Source organism: Cupriavidus necator N-1, from assembly GCF_000219215.1.
GTDB lineage: Bacteria > Pseudomonadota > Gammaproteobacteria > Burkholderiales > Burkholderiaceae > Cupriavidus > Cupriavidus necator.
Genome location: NC_015726.1, coordinates 665152 through 678848, shown reverse-complemented (window position 1 = coordinate 678848; position 13697 = coordinate 665152). Strand labels below are relative to the sequence as shown.

14 protein-coding genes are annotated in these 13697 nt (G+C 68.5%); 7 read left to right on the top strand and 7 right to left on the bottom strand.

The annotated features are described in order from the left end of the window. The first annotated feature begins 56 nt into the window (after positions 1-56). From CNE_RS03280 to CNE_RS03265, 4 genes are all read left to right on the top strand, one after another. Positions 57-251: a DUF1059 domain-containing protein gene (locus tag CNE_RS03280; RefSeq protein WP_013955718.1), complete on the top strand. Its 195-nt coding sequence runs from the start codon at positions 57-59 to the stop codon at positions 249-251. A 211-nt stretch (positions 252-462) separates the two neighbouring features. Then, the gene (gene modA / locus CNE_RS03275) at positions 463-1236 is read left to right on the top strand and encodes a molybdate ABC transporter substrate-binding protein (RefSeq protein WP_013955717.1); all 774 of its coding nucleotides are present in this window, start codon (positions 463-465) and stop codon (positions 1234-1236) included. A gap of 18 nt (positions 1237-1254) precedes the next feature. After that, positions 1255-1965 (top strand): molybdate ABC transporter permease subunit, encoded by a 711-nt coding sequence (modB, locus tag CNE_RS03270; protein ID WP_013955716.1) that lies wholly within the window; start codon positions 1255-1257, stop codon positions 1963-1965. 11 nt (positions 1966-1976) lie between these two features. After that, on the top strand, positions 1977-2699 hold the full coding sequence (locus CNE_RS03265; protein ID WP_013955715.1) for an ATP-binding cassette domain-containing protein: 723 nt from the start codon (positions 1977-1979) through the stop codon (positions 2697-2699). Here CNE_RS03265 and CNE_RS03260 read toward each other — a convergent pair. The 5 genes from CNE_RS03260 to CNE_RS03240 form a co-directional block, all read right to left on the bottom strand. Continuing rightward, entirely contained in the window at positions 2669-3208 is a 540-nt protein-coding gene (locus CNE_RS03260; RefSeq protein ID WP_013955714.1) for a class IV adenylate cyclase, read from the bottom strand. The two genes, CNE_RS03265 and CNE_RS03260, sit on opposite strands and share 31 nt — an antisense overlap. A 17-nt stretch (positions 3209-3225) precedes the next feature. Further along, positions 3226-3825, bottom strand: coding sequence for a LysE/ArgO family amino acid transporter (locus tag CNE_RS03255; RefSeq protein WP_013955713.1), 600 nt, complete (start codon positions 3823-3825; stop codon positions 3226-3228). 95 nt (positions 3826-3920) lie between these two features. Continuing rightward, entirely contained in the window at positions 3921-4715 is a 795-nt protein-coding gene (locus tag CNE_RS03250) for a TOBE domain-containing protein (RefSeq protein ID WP_013955712.1), read from the bottom strand. Positions 4716-4804: 89 nt separating this feature from the next. Further along, positions 4805-5584, bottom strand: coding sequence for an enoyl-ACP reductase FabI (fabI, locus tag CNE_RS03245; RefSeq protein ID WP_013955711.1), 780 nt, complete (start codon positions 5582-5584; stop codon positions 4805-4807). A gap of 41 nt (positions 5585-5625) precedes the next feature. Beyond that, the gene (locus CNE_RS03240) at positions 5626-8010 is read right to left on the bottom strand and encodes a DUF3141 domain-containing protein (protein ID WP_013955710.1); all 2385 of its coding nucleotides are present in this window, start codon (positions 8008-8010) and stop codon (positions 5626-5628) included. Between the two features lie 355 nt (positions 8011-8365). Here CNE_RS03240 and CNE_RS03235 point away from each other — a divergent pair, with 355 nt between their 5' ends. Further along, positions 8366-9328, top strand: coding sequence for a phosphate acetyltransferase (locus CNE_RS03235; protein WP_041228301.1), 963 nt, complete (start codon positions 8366-8368; stop codon positions 9326-9328). A gap of 47 nt (positions 9329-9375) precedes the next feature. Further along, positions 9376-10611, top strand: a complete 1236-nt coding sequence (locus tag CNE_RS03230; RefSeq protein ID WP_013955708.1) for an acetate/propionate family kinase — start codon at positions 9376-9378, stop codon at positions 10609-10611. Position 10612: 1 nt separating this feature from the next. Here CNE_RS03230 and CNE_RS03225 read toward each other — a convergent pair whose 3' ends face one another. Further along, on the bottom strand, positions 10613-11434 hold the full coding sequence (locus tag CNE_RS03225; RefSeq protein ID WP_013955707.1) for a tyrosine-protein phosphatase: 822 nt from the start codon (positions 11432-11434) through the stop codon (positions 10613-10615). Positions 11435-11484: 50 nt separating this feature from the next. Next, a complete protein-coding gene (locus CNE_RS03220) occupies positions 11485-11730 on the bottom strand; it encodes a hypothetical protein (RefSeq protein WP_013955706.1) in 246 nt (81 codons plus the stop codon). Positions 11731-12166: 436 nt separating this feature from the next. On the opposite strand from CNE_RS03220, the gene CNE_RS03215 reads away from it, so the two are divergent. Further along, complete coding sequence (locus CNE_RS03215) at positions 12167-13690, top strand: DASS family sodium-coupled anion symporter (protein ID WP_013955705.1); 1524 nt, start codon at positions 12167-12169, stop codon at positions 13688-13690. Positions 13691-13697: the final 7 nt, after the last annotated feature.

The window sequence follows — 13697 nt, the reverse complement described above, 5'->3', positions numbered from 1 at the left end:
CCTATACTGGATGCACCGGCCCCAGCCCACTCTGCGGGCCGGCGTCAGGAGGCATCATGGCACGCAAGTTTATCGATTGCCGCGAGTTCCCGAGCGACACCCACTGCACGGTGGCAATGAGCGCCGACAGCGAAGACGAACTGCTCGAAGCCGCGGTCCAGCACGCGGTAGCGGTGCACCAGCATCAGGACACCCCTGAGTTGCGCACCCAGTTGAAGTCATTGTTCAAGGAAGGCATGCCGCCGGCGTGAAACCGGCACGGCTGGCGCCCGGGGGCGCCGGCCCCCACCCCTGGGGCTCATTCGCAGTCCCTGATACAGCACTTAAACCACTTCGAATACCCATGACGGCCGTCATGGCACATCATTGACGCAGCGCTATATACAGACGTATATTGCGCCTGACAGCCCACCCGCACAGGCCTTGCCGCACACGCCGGCTGGCCGAATCCCGAGGATTCCGATGTCTGCCCTCCGTTCCTGCCGCCGCGGGTTCCTGCTGGCCGCCTCCGTCGCCACGCTGGCGCTGGCCGCGCCGCCCGCCTTTGCCGCCGACCTGGTGGTGTCCGCGGCATCCAGCCTGACCAACGCCTTCAAGTCGCTGGCCGAGTCGTTCGAGCGCGCCCATCCTGGCACGCACGTGGTGCTGAACTTCGGCGCGTCCGACGTGCTGATGCAGCAGATCATCAAGGGCGCGCCGGCCGACGTGTTCGCCTCGGCCGACCAGGAAGCGATGAACAAGGCCGAGGCCGAGAAGGTGATCGCGCCGGCCTCGCGCCGCAACTTCGCCGCCAACCAGGTGGTGCTGATCGTACCCGCGGACAGCAAGCTGGCCATCGCCTCGCTGCAGGACCTGACGCGCCCGGAAGTGAAGCGCATCGCCTACGGCAACCCGGCCTCGGTGCCGGTGGGCCGCTACACCCGCGGCGCGCTGGAAGCGGCCGGGCTGTGGGACGCCGTCGCCGCCAAGGGCGTGCCGGCGCAGAACGTGCGCCAGAGCCTAGACTACGTCGCGCGCGGCGAGGTCGAGGCCGGCTTCGTCTTTGCCACCGATGCCGCGGTGATGCCGGATAAGGTCAAGGTGGCCGTGCGCGTGCCAAGCCGCACGCCGGTGACCTACCCCATCGCCATCACCAGCCTGACGCGCCAGCAGAAGGAAGCGGCGCAGTTCGTCGACTACGTCGCCTCGCCGGAAGGCCAGGCGGTCCTGTCACGATTCGGCTTCCAGAAGCCCTGACGGAGCGTTGCGCGCACCATGGACGCCGTCTGGGTACCGCTGCTGCTGTCGCTGAAGGTGGCCGGCTGGGCCACCGCGCTGAATGCCGTGCTCGGCGTCGGCGCGGCCTGGGCGCTGGCGCGCTGGCGCTCGCCCCTGCGCGACGTGGTCGATGCGGTGCTGACGCTGCCGCTGGTGCTGCCGCCCACGGTGCTGGGCTACTACCTGCTGGTGCTGGTCGGGCGCCGTGGCGTATTCGGCGAGTGGCTGGCGCGCCTGGGCATCGAACTGGTCTTTACCTGGCAGGGCGCAGTGCTGGCCTCCACCATCGTCGCCTTCCCGCTGGTGCTCAAGTCCGCGCGCGCCGCCTTTGAAGGCGTGGATCATCAACTGGAAAACGCCGCCCGCGTGCTGGGCGTGCCAGAAGCCGGCATCTTCTTCCGCGTCACGCTGCCGCTGGCCGCGCGCGGCATCATCGCCGGCGTGCTGCTGGCCTTTGCCCGCGCACTGGGCGAGTTCGGCGCCACGCTGATGATCGCCGGCAACCTGCCAGGGCGCACGCAGACGCTGTCAGTCGCCATCTATGAGGCGGTGCAGGCCGGCGACGACAACACCGCCAACCTGCTGGTATTGGTGACCTCCGTCACCTGCGTGCTGCTGCTGGTGGTCGCCGGGCGCCTTGTGCCGGCCGCCACGCGCAACCCCGCTGAACTCTATGAACGCCGGCGCCTGCGCCCGCGCATCCGCTAAGCCGAGTCGCCATGAGCATGCACGTCAGCATCCGCAAGCAGATGGTCTCGGCCGACCGCCACTTTGCACTGGATATCGATTTCGATTCGGCCAGCCGGCGCATTGCGCTGTTCGGGCCCTCGGGCGCCGGCAAGAGCCTGACGCTGCGCGCCATCGCCGGCCTGCTCGCGCCAGACAGCGGCCGCATCGTGCTGAACGGCCGCACGCTGTTCAATGCCGACGCCGGTATCGACGTGCGCCCGCAAGAGCGCCGTGTGGCCTACCTGTTCCAGGAATACGCGCTGTTCCCGCACCTGAACGTGGGCCAGAACATCGGCTTCGGCCTGTCGCGCGGCTGGCGCAACCCGCGCCGCGGTGCCGTGCATCCGGAAGCGCAGCGCTGGATCGACGCCTTCGGCCTGGCCGACATCGTCGGCAACTACCCGGCCGAGATCTCCGGTGGCCAGAAGCAGCGCGTGGCACTGGCGCGCGCGCTGGTGGCGCAGCCCGACATCGTCTTGCTGGATGAACCCTTCTCCGCGCTGGATCCCGCGCTGCGCGCGCGCATGCGCGCGGAGTTGCGCGCGCTGCAGGCCAGCCTGGATGTGCCGATGTTGGTAATCTCGCACGATCCCGCCGATGTCGAGGCACTGGGCGACCACGTGCTGGAAATCCGCGAGGGCCGCATCTTCGGCAGCGGCACCAGCCGCCACCATCCGCCGGTCTACGCGCCGGTGTCGGCGCGGGTGGCCTGAGCCGAGCGCAGCAGGTCGACGTAGGCGCCTTCAATCAGGTTCGACGCGGGAATGCCCAGCCGCGCCAGCAATGCGTGGGCTTCGGCCACGCCGTCCTCCAGGCGCTCGCCGTCGGCCAGCACCACTTCCAGTTCCAGGAAATCGCCCAGCGCCTCGACCCGGTCCAGGTGCACGCGCGTGCGGCCAGCCAGGTACAGCGTGCGCAGCTTGCGCACCCGCCCGCCCTCGCCATGCGCCGCGGCCAGCGCCGCGCGCAAGGTATCCGGCGATTGCGTCGGCGACAGGATGTAGAAGCTCTCCTTCGGCCCCGCCTCGTCGGCACGCGCATAGAAGATCAGCTCGCCGCGGTCGGGGGCGAACTCGCGCAGCTTGAGCCGGCCGTTGGCGCAGGGGAAGAAGGTATCGTCCTGGCGGATGTATTCGGGACCGCTGTCGGCCAGTGCTGCCGCATGCGGCAGCAAGGCTTCTATACTGTCAATGCGAGCCTTGATCTCGATGTTTCTTGGCATGCGTCTCTCTCCTGCGCTCAGCCCAGCAGCAGCCGCGCGGCAATCACCCACATGGTGATGCCGATCACCACTTCCAGCACCTGCCACGCGCGCGGCCGCGCAAACACCGGCCGCAGCAGCGCCGCGCCATAGCCCAGCGAAAAGAAGAACAGGAACGACGCGGTCATGGCACCCGCGGCGAACTCGCGCGCGTTCCCTGCGAACTGCGTCGACACCGAACCGATCAGCATCACCGTATCGAGATACACATGCGGATTGAGCCAGGTGAACGCCAGGCACACCGCCAGCGTGGCTCCAAGCGGCCGCGGCGCGGCGTCGCTGGGATCCAGCACCGCGTTCGAGCGCCACGCGGCCAGGAAGCTGCGTGCGCCATACCAGATCAGGAAAGCCGCGCCGCCATAGCGCATCGCCGCACCCAGCCAGGGCAGCTCGCGGATCATCACGGCAAAGCCGGAAACACCCAGCAGGATCAGCAGCGCATCGGAAAGCGCGCACACCAGGCAGACCCAGAACACATGCTCGCGCCGCAACCCTTGTCGCAGCACGAAAGCATTCTGGGAACCGATGGCAAGAATCAGGGAAAGACCGAGGGAGAAGCCGGCGAGAGCGGCGTGCATTTGTTGTGGAACGGCTGTTTTTTTTGGGTGGCTATTATTGCACGCCGGGGGCAGCCGATGCCCGCCCATCTTCCCATTCCTGCCGCAGGACTACCTCACGCCACTACACCCAGGATTACACTTGACGCCTTGAACACCGCCACCGCAGCCACCCCCACTTCCAGCCCCAGCGCTTCCACACTCCCATTGGTCACGATCGCCGCAACCGTACCGCCGCCGTCGAGTTCGATCACCACTTCGGCGTTCACCGCGCCAGGCATCACGCGCGACACCACCCCCGGCAACTGGTTGCGCGCCGACAGCCGCATCCCCGGATCGGGCAGCCCCACCAGCACCGACGATGCCTTGATCAGCGCAAACGCCTCGGTGCCCTCGGCCAACGCCAGCGTTTCGACGCTTTCATGCGTGATGGTGGCCACGATCTGCTGCCCGCCGGGCAGTGCCAGCACGACCTCGTCATTGACCGCGCCGCCGCGCACACTGGCCACGCGCCCGAACAGCTTGTTGCGTGCACTGGTCTTGATCATCATTCGCCTCATCAGGTGGATATCGTCGGCCGCCCCCTCGCCCAGGCGCGACAGCTGCGCGACAAAGCGCTGGTGTTCGTCTTCCAGCGCACGATAGGTGCGGATCAGTTGCTCGCCGCGCGCAGTCAGGTGCGTGCCGCCGCCGCCCTTGCCGCCGGCGGCGCGCACCACCAGCGGCTCGCCCGCGCTGTTGTTCATGGCATCGATGGCGTCCCACGCGGCCTTGTAGCTGATGCCGACCGCGCGCGCGGCCGCGGTGATCGAGCCGTGTTCGCCGATGGCGGCGAGCAGCGCGATGCGGTCCTTGCCGCCCCAGTCTTGTGAGCCGGAGCGGAACCAGATGGCTCCCTGGAGTTCAAGCATGGATGTCGGGTGCCGGTGGCCGGCACCGCAATGGAGTTCGAGACGCGGCTATGGTAATCCGAATTGCGGATCGGTCCAGCACATGACAACTAGGCCATAATGTGCACGCCGCCATCCACATAGACCGTATTGCCCGAGATGCGCCGCGCATACGGCGTGGCAAGGTAGGCGGTGGCAAAGCCCACGTCCATGATGTCGACCACCTCGCCCAGCGGCGCGCGCCCGGCGGCGTCGGCCAGCAGCAGGTCGAAGTCCTTCAGGCCCGAGGCCGCGCGCGTCTTCAGCGGCCCGGGCGAGATCGCGTGGACGCGGATACCCAGCGGCCCCAGCTCGTGCGCCAGGTAGCGGCAGCTGGCTTCCAGCGCCGCCTTGACCGGGCCCATCAGGTCATAGTTGGGCACGACGCGGTTGGCGCCCTCATAGCTCATCGCGAACAGCGTGCCGCCCTGCGGCATCAGCGGCACGGCCAGGCGCGCCATGCGCACGAAGGAGTGGCATGAGATGTCCATGGCGCGCCCAAACCCCTCTGCCGACGAATTGAGCAGGCCGCCCTGCAGGTCGGCCTTGGGCGCGAACGCAATCGAATGGACTATCGAATCGAGACCGCCCCACACGCTCTCGATACGCGCAAAGAGCGCCGTCATCTGCTGCGCGTCTTCCACGTCCAGCGGCATCAGGATGGGCGCCTGAATGGCTTCGGCCAGCGGCGCCACGTGCGGGTAAGCCTTGTCGTTCAGGTAGGTCATGGCGACCTGTGCGCCCAGTTCATGGAACGCCCTGGCACAGCCCCACGCAATCGAATCGGCATTGGCCACGCCGGCCACCAGCACACGGGCGCCGGCAAGCGGCGGATTGGATACGTTGACCATGGCGGCTCCTGTTGGACCAAACCCGATGCGGTGCGCAAGCCTCAGCTGCGCGGCCGCGTGGCGCGCGGCGCGGCCTTGCGCTTGCCGGTGGCGCGCGCGGCCTGCGGCTTGCCGTTCCCGGCATGGCTGAGGGCAGACGCGGTATCGGCCGCGTCCACCGGCGCAACTGCGTCGGCAGCCTCGGGCGGATGACCCGTGCCCATTACTTCGGCGACTTCGCGATAGCGCCCCAGCCGCTCGCCTGACAGCGGGCCGCCGACCGTCATCACGCGATGCGCCGCCACCATCAGCTTGCGGCGGGTCTCGCGGGCCGGCACCAGGGCCGGCAGCGCCCGGATCGCGCGCTGCGGATCCAGCCTGACGATAAAGCTCTGCTGGCGCACTGCGGTCTTGAAGGCGGCCAGGTCGGCCTGGCCGCCGGATTGCTCGGTGGCTTGCTGCTGTTCGCGCGCAATGCGGCGCAGCAGGTTGAACGGCCGCTCCTCGATGGCGCTGGGGCGATCGGCCACGTAGGCCAGCACGCGCACAAACGCCTCCAGCGTGCCGCCCTGCCCGATCGCCGCCTCGGCATCGTGCAGGCGCCGCTGCGCCAGCTCCTTGCGCAACGCCACGGTGACGGGCGACTCCACGTTGGCCGGCGGCGCCTGCCCGCTCATGCCCACCAGTGCCGCCATCGCCGGCGAGCCGTAGATTGCCTCGAAGGTCCGCTCGTACCACGCGTCGCGTACATCGCGATACTGGTCGAGCGCGCTGACGATCTGCGCCGACGCGGCCTTTTCCATGGTCAGGAACGGATTGTCCGGCGCCACCGGCGCGCGATGCGCGCGCACCATCGGCGCCATCGCCCCGATCCACGCCATCCACGGATTCATGTCGGTCGCCAGCGAGCGCTCCAGCCGCGCCGGGTGCAGCGTGCGCATCCACTGCGCGCCCAGTTCATTGGACATCGCGCGCACCCATGGCGAGACGAAGGTGTCGTACATGTGCTGGTTGATCTCGGCCACGCGCCGCACCACCTCGAACGGGCGTTCGTCCTCGCGGCCGTCGTCCAGCGCCAGGATGTCGTTGACGCTGCGGCGCTCGAAGCGCACTAGGTAGCGCCCTTCGATCAGGTCCCGGTGTGGCAGGTCAGGCGCCACGTCCTCGATCTTGGCCTCGTACAGGCCCGGCGGCAGCACATCGATCAGGTCCAGCGCGCAGAACAGTTCGCTGTGTTCGCGGTTGGCGACGCCGGCGGAAACAAAGATGCCCAGGTGCCCCACGGTCTCGTGCAGGCAGTAGACGATCACCTGGTCGTTGGCGACCAGTTCCTCATCGGTGGAGTACAGGTCCGGGATCCAGTTCAGCGCCTGCTGCGGCGGCGTGATGTTGTCCCCCCAGGACGCGAAGACGACCACCGGCGAACGGATGTTGCGCAGGTCCACCACGGTCTTGCCGTCGCTGCTGCGCACCTCGCCCGCGGTCAGCCGGTTGCCGACGAACAGGTTCTGCACAATCCAGTCGATCTCCGCGCGGTTCATCAGGAAGTGGCCGCCCCACCAGCGCTCGAACTCCAGGAAGCGCGGGCCTTCCGTGTCCGCCTTGGCGTAGACGTCGTAGAGCTTCTTCCACAGCGTGTTGGCCGGATTGAGCTGCTCGAAGTTCTGCACCAGCCAGGCACCGTCGAAGCGGCCATTGCCCATGTCGGCGGTCAGCGAGGCCAGAAACGAGCCGCCCAGCAGCCCGCCGCTGTAGCGCATCGGGTTGCGCCCGCGCACGCCCGACCAGTACGCCAGCGGTGCGCCGGCCACCAGCAGCGGCCCGGTGCGCTCGGGCGCGACCGCGGCCAGGATCATCAGTGCCCAGCCGGCCTGGCAGTTGCCGATGACAAAGGGCTTGCCGGGTGCGTCCGGGTGCCGCTCGCCGACGATCTTGAGGAAGTCGGCCTCGGCGCGCGCCACCGATTCGATCGTCTGCCCCGGGCAGGGCTCCTGGAAGAAGGTGACGAAATAGCACGGATGCCCGGTGCGCAGCGCGATGCCGATCTCGCTGTCGGCCTTGAAGCCACCGATGCCGGGGCCGTGGCCCGCGCGCGGGTCAATCACCACGAAGGGGCGCTTGGCAGGGTCGGTCGGGCTGTTGGCCGGCGGCACGATGCGCAGCAGCGCGTAGTTGACGGGTTCGGGCAGTTCGCGGCCGTCGGCCAGCAGTTCCTGCTCGAACACGAGCACAGGCGGCATGCCCTCGCGCTCATGCTCGGCGGTCTCGTTGCCGCGCTCGCGCAGGATGTCGAACAGCAGCACGGTGCGCTGCCAGGCGTCGGTGAAGTATTCCAACGCCGGCTGGCCGAGCGCCGCGAACGGATTGGCTGCTTCTGGGGCCTGCGTGGTGGAGGGTGATGGGCCGGAACTGCCTTGCGGCGGCCTGGCGGGTATGCGTGCGGTCATTCCACTTTCCCCTGATTGGCGCCGCTGCCGGGCGCTGGCGCACTGTCAGCGCCACTGGAGTGACGCTTGTTGCATTGCAGCTAAAACAAGCCTAGCAGCCGCGGCGATGCCGTGCAACCCGCTGACCGGCACCCCCCAAAGCCTCGCCGCGCGCAGCATCCATCGGTCATCAACCCGACAAATTCGTCGCCTATACTGGCGCAGTGCGCTTGCGCACTGCAGCAAGGCGGTGCGCGGAGCACCCGGTGCGAGACCGACGGCCATCCCTCGACGCCACCGCGCCGGACCAGTATCCTCGCCCAGCATCCGCTCTCGGAACATCGCCATGACCGATGCCTCGACTGCCACGTCTGCCATGTCCGGACTTGCCGCGCCCGCCGCCGAGGCGCCGGACAAGTACGCCGCGCTGCTCGCGCGCTGCGCTGGGCTGCCGCCCATCCCCACCGCGGTGGCGCACCCATGCGATGTCTCATCGCTGAGCGGCGCGCTCGAGGCCGCGAAGCTGGGCCTGATCGTACCGATCCTGGTCGGGCCCGCCGCGCGCATCCGGCAGGTCGCCGCCGAGCATGGACTTGCGCTGGGCGACACCCGGATCATCGACACCGCGCACAGCCATGCCTCGGCCGAGCGCGCGGTCGAAGCCGTGCGGGCCGGCGAGGCCGAGCTGCTGATGAAGGGCAGCCTGCACACCGACGAGTTGCTGCATGCGGTCACCGCCTCGGCCAGTGGCCTGCGCACCGGGCGGCGCCTGTCGCATGTATTCGCCATGAGCGTGCCGCGCTACCACAAGCCGCTGTTCATCACCGATGCAGCGGTCAACATCTTCCCCACGCTCAACGAGAAGGCAGATATCTGCCGCAATGCCATCGACCTGGTGCGCATGCTGGGCATCGAGCAGCCCAAGGTGGCAATCCTGTCGGCAGTGGAAACCGTCACCGACAAGATCCCCTCCACCATCGACGCCGCGGCGCTGTGCACCATGGCACGGCGCGGCCAGATCACCGGCGGCATGCTGGACGGCCCGCTCGCCTTCGACAACGCCATCAGCCGCGAAGCCGCCATCACCAAGGGCATCGACTCGGACGTGGCCGGCGACCCCGACATCCTGCTGGTGCCGGACCTGGAAGCCGGCAATATGCTGGCCAAGCAGCTGACCTTCCTGGCGGGCGCCGAAGCCGCCGGCATCGTGCTGGGCGCGCGCGTGCCCATCATCCTCACCAGCCGGGCCGACAGCGTGCGCGCGCGCATCGGCAGCTGCGCCATTGCCGTGCTGCTGGCGCACGCACGCCGCAACGCCGCAGCCGCGGCGCAGGTCTGAGCCGTGCCCATGCAGCCCTTGCGCAACCACTTGGGAGTCCATCCAGCGTGACCGCCATCCATCCTGCCGTGCATCCCGTCATCCTCGTTGTCAACGCCGGCTCGTCCAGCGTCAAGGTCTCGGTCTACGCCGTGCCCGACGCCGCGCATGGCAATGCCGACATCAACCCGGTGCTGAGCGCGCACGGCCAGATCGAGGGCATCGGCGTGGCGCCGCGCCTGACCGCGCGCATGGCCGACGGGCGCGTGGTCGCCGACGAGGCCTTCCCGCAGGCCCAGGTGGCCGACCACGACGCCGCCTTCCGCCTGGTGCGCCTGGTGTTGAGCGTGGGCCTGCGCGACAACCCGCCGGTGGCGATCGGCCATCGCGTGGTGCATGGCGGCGCCGACTATGCGCAGGCCGTGCGCATCGACGACGAGGTGATCGCAAAGCTGGAGGTGCTGGTGCCGCTGGCGCCGCTGCACCAGCCGCACAACCTGACTGCCATCCGCGCGGTGCGCGAGGCCGTGCCGGACCTGCTGCAGGTGGCCTGCTTCGACACCGCCTTCCATGCCGGCCACGACGTGCTGGCGCAGCTGATGGCGCTGCCCTACGCATACTACGAGCGCGGCATCCGGCGCTATGGCTTCCACGGGCTGTCGTACGAGTACATTGCGCGCCGGCTGCGCCAGGTCGCGCCCGACCTGGCCGAGGGCCGCGTGATCGTGGCGCACCTGGGCAACGGTGCCAGCCTGTGCGCGATGCGCGACGGCCGCAGCGTGGAAAGCACCATGGGCCTGACCGCGCTCGACGGCCTGCCCATGGGCACGCGCTGCGGCTCGGTCGATCCCGGCGCGCTGCTGTGGCTGGCGCAGCAGGGCATGAAGCCGGCCGAGATCCAGGCGATGCTGTACCAGGAATCCGGGCTGAAGGGACTGTCAGGCGTGAGCAGCGACATGCGCGCGCTGCTGGCCAGCGATTCACCGCGCGCGCGGCTGGCGGTGGACTTCTACACCTACCGCGCCGCGCAGGAGATCGGCAAGCTCGCCACCACGCTGGGCGGCCTTGACGCGCTGGTGTTCACCGCGGGCATCGGCGCCAACTCGCCGCCGGTGCGCGCACGCATCTGCGAACACCTGGCGGGCCTGTTCGGCATCGCGCTCGACGGCGGCGCCAACGGCCAGAACAGCCAGCGCATCAGCCGGGACGACAGCCGCGTGCCGGTGCTGGTGCTGCCGACCGATGAAGAAGGAATGATTGCGCTGAACACCGCCCGCATCCTGCGCGAATGCGGGCAGCTTTGAGTCAGCCTGCCAGGTAGTGCCCGCGCAGCTGCGCGACGTCCACTTCGAGCGCGTCGCGCAGGTAGTTGTCGACACTGCCCCAGCCTGCATCGATGGCCTGCATCGACGCATCGAGGTAGCTGGCGCGGACTTCCAGCAGCGGCGTCATCACCGCGGGGGCCACGCCAAGCCCGGCCATGCGCGCCAGCGCAGACTGGTTGAACTGCGCATTGCGCTGGTTCGATTCCAGGTAGTTGGTCAGAATATCGTCCTGCGCCACGCCCAGCGCCGCCAGCAGCAGCAGTGCGGCAAAGCCAGTGCGGTCCTTGCCGGCGGTGCAGTGGAACAGCAGCGTCTTGCCGGCCTGCGCGGTGCGCATGAAGCCGGCGAAGGCCTCGCGGTAGCGCACCGGGAAGTCGCCATAGACCTCCAGCATGAAGGCATCCATCTGTGCCGGCGTGCTGGCGCGCAGGCGCGGCATCAGCACGTCCATCGCCATGCTGCCCTCCAGCACCGGCGCCGCCACCCAGTGGAAGCGCTGGCCGAAGGCGGCCTCTTCAGGTGACTTCTCGCCGGGCGAACGGAAATCCACCACCACGTCGAGCCCGAGCGTCTGCAGCCGCTTCAGGTCCGCCGCGCTGGCCAGCGCGGGGTTGCCGCTGCGGTACAGGCGCCCCTGGCGCACGCGGCGTCCGCCCGCGCCGGCCAGGCCGCCAAGGTCGCGCGCATTGCTGATGGTGTCGAAGGCCAGGTCATGCCGGCCCTGGTCGCTGGCCGCGGCCGGAGCCTGCGGCACGACGGCATGCGCTGGCAGGCAGCCTGCGCGTTGAAGCCACTTGATCATTGTTCTTTCCTGATTGTCCTTGCGATACGGGCCGATGCCGTGCCGGCGCTTCAGCGCTCGCGGTACGCCGGCACATGCCAGCGCAGGTGGCAGCCGGCGATATAGCGCCGGTCCAGCCGCGCCACCAGCTTCCACACCGTCAGCGCACTGGCATCGATATCGACCCACGCCCACGGGTGCTTCGGGTCGCCCGCTTCCACCAGTTCCACCGAACGGATCTTCGCATACCGCGCCAGCGCCTCGCGCAGCGCCGCAGCGTCCAGCCCTGCTTTCAGTCCACGTACCAAAACCTTCATGGTCGGCTCCAATTATTTCAGATCACTTCCGCTCATGCATCACCCGGCCGGGGCCATGGTGGCGCGCTTGCGCACACACACCGCCGCCAGACCTTATGTGGCGAGCTTCTCACTGGTATGACGCCTGTGGCGGCCCGAGTATCCATTGATCACGCGTGGACTTGATCTTGCTCATGGCGGGCGGAAATAGCACGGAGTTGCCCTCGACAGGGCCGGCTGCCAGTCGGAAAATTCCTATCATGTCGAACGCGGCGGCCACGCCAGCAGCGAGGCCGCTCCGGACACACCGCACACGGATGCCGTCTCGCGACCGACACTTGCCTGTCCTGCCGTCCGTGCTGTCCCAGCGCCGGCGCGCCGCACTGTCCGCCGAGAGCCGTCCGAGCCAGGTGTCCCCGGGTACCGACCAGGATCACCAACCAACAGGATGCCGGCGATGACAGAGACTTCCGCCTCCCCCCCTTCCGCCCCCTCCGCCGCGGCTGCACAGGCTGTCGTGCCGACACCGAAACTCACGCTGCACTGGGGCCTGTTCGCCGCCGTCGCTGCGCTGCTCGTGGTGCTGGCGATCCCGCAGCCCGAGGGGCTGACCGTCGCCGGCCAGCGCATGCTGGCGATCCTCGCGTTCGCCATCGTGGTGTGGATCACTGAGGCGGTGTCATATGAGACCAGTGCCATCATGATCACCTCGCTGATGGCGGGGCTGATCGGCTTTGCGCCGACCGTCAGCGACCCCTCGGTGCAGTACGGCACCTCGAAAGCGCTCGGCATGGCACTGGCGGGGTTCTCCAACACCGCGCTGGCACTGGTCGCCGCGGCGCTGTTTATCTCCGCAGCGATGACCGTGACCGGGCTAGACCGGCGCATCGCGCTGGTGACGCTGTCTGCCATCGGCACCAGCACGCGCCGCATCCTGATCGGCACGATCGCCGTCACCATCGCGCTGAGCCTGGTGGTGCCCAGCGCCACCGCACGCAGCGCCTGCGTGGTGCCGATCATGATGGGCGTGATCGCCGCCTTCGGCGTCGACAAAAAGTCCAATATCGCCGCCGGCATCATGATCACGGTGGCGCAGGCCACCAGCATCTGGAACGTCGGCATCCAGACCGCCGCGGCGCAGAACCTGCTGACGGTGGGCTTCATGGACAAGCTGCTGGGCGAGCGCATCACCTGGCTGCAATGGCTGATCGCCGGCGCGCCTTGGGCCATCGCGATGTCGGTGGTGCTGTATTTCCTGGTGCGCTTCCTGCTGCCCGCCGAGACCGACGCCATCCCCGGCGGCAAGGAAGCCGTGCAGCGCGAGCTGTCGGCCCTCGGCCCGATGAGCGCGCCGCAGAAGCGGCTGGCCGCGGTATCGCTAGGACTGCTGCTGTTCTGGGCCACCGAAGGCAAGCTGCACAGCTTCGATACCGCCACCGTGACCTTCGTCGGCCTGGTGATCCTGATGATGCCGCGCATCGGCGTGATGGACTGGAAGACCATGCAGCAACGCACGCCCTGGGGCACGCTGATCGTGTTCGGCGTCGGCATCAGCCTGGGCACGGCGCTGCTGTCCACCAACGCCGGCCAGTGGCTGGGGCAGTTCGTGGTCACGCATTCCGGGCTGGCGACGCACGGCGCGCTGCTGGTGTTTGCGATCCTGTCGGCCTTCCTGATCCTGATCCACCTGGGCTTTGCCAGCGCCACCGCGCTGACCGCGGCGCTGCTGCCGATCCTGATCGCGGTGCTGCAGACGCTGCCCGGCGACATCAACCGCGTGGGCATGACCATGCTGCTGGGCTTTACCGTCAGCTTCGGCTTTATCTTGCCGATCAACGCGCCGCAGAACATGGTGTGCCTCGGCACGGAAACCTTCAACGGCCGCCAGTTCGCGCGCATCGGCATCCCCGTGACGATCATCGGCTACGCCATGATGCTGCTGTTCGCGGCCACCTACTGGCGCTGGCTCGGCTGGATCTGAGGAGATG

Coding starts and splice junctions, on each gene's coding strand:
- CNE_RS03220 (WP_013955706.1), bottom strand. CDS start 11,730: ATGAAGGTTTTGGTACGTGGACTGAAAGCAGGGCTGGACGCTGCGGCG.
- CNE_RS03225 (WP_013955707.1), bottom strand. CDS start 11,434: ATGATCAAGTGGCTTCAACGCGCAGGCTGCCTGCCAGCGCATGCCGTC.
- CNE_RS03265 (WP_013955715.1), top strand. CDS start 1,977: ATGAGCATGCACGTCAGCATCCGCAAGCAGATGGTCTCGGCCGACCGC.
- CNE_RS03240 (WP_013955710.1), bottom strand. CDS start 8,010: ATGACCGCACGCATACCCGCCAGGCCGCCGCAAGGCAGTTCCGGCCCA.
- CNE_RS03280 (WP_013955718.1), top strand. CDS start 57: ATGGCACGCAAGTTTATCGATTGCCGCGAGTTCCCGAGCGACACCCAC.
- CNE_RS03250 (WP_013955712.1), bottom strand. CDS start 4,715: ATGCTTGAACTCCAGGGAGCCATCTGGTTCCGCTCCGGCTCACAAGAC.
- CNE_RS03255 (WP_013955713.1), bottom strand. CDS start 3,825: ATGCACGCCGCTCTCGCCGGCTTCTCCCTCGGTCTTTCCCTGATTCTT.
- CNE_RS03215 (WP_013955705.1), top strand. CDS start 12,167: ATGACAGAGACTTCCGCCTCCCCCCCTTCCGCCCCCTCCGCCGCGGCT.
- modA (WP_013955717.1), top strand. CDS start 463: ATGTCTGCCCTCCGTTCCTGCCGCCGCGGGTTCCTGCTGGCCGCCTCC.
- CNE_RS03260 (WP_013955714.1), bottom strand. CDS start 3,208: ATGCCAAGAAACATCGAGATCAAGGCTCGCATTGACAGTATAGAAGCC.
- modB (WP_013955716.1), top strand. CDS start 1,255: ATGGACGCCGTCTGGGTACCGCTGCTGCTGTCGCTGAAGGTGGCCGGC.
- fabI (WP_013955711.1), bottom strand. CDS start 5,584: ATGGTCAACGTATCCAATCCGCCGCTTGCCGGCGCCCGTGTGCTGGTG.
- CNE_RS03235 (WP_041228301.1), top strand. CDS start 8,366: ATGTCCGGACTTGCCGCGCCCGCCGCCGAGGCGCCGGACAAGTACGCC.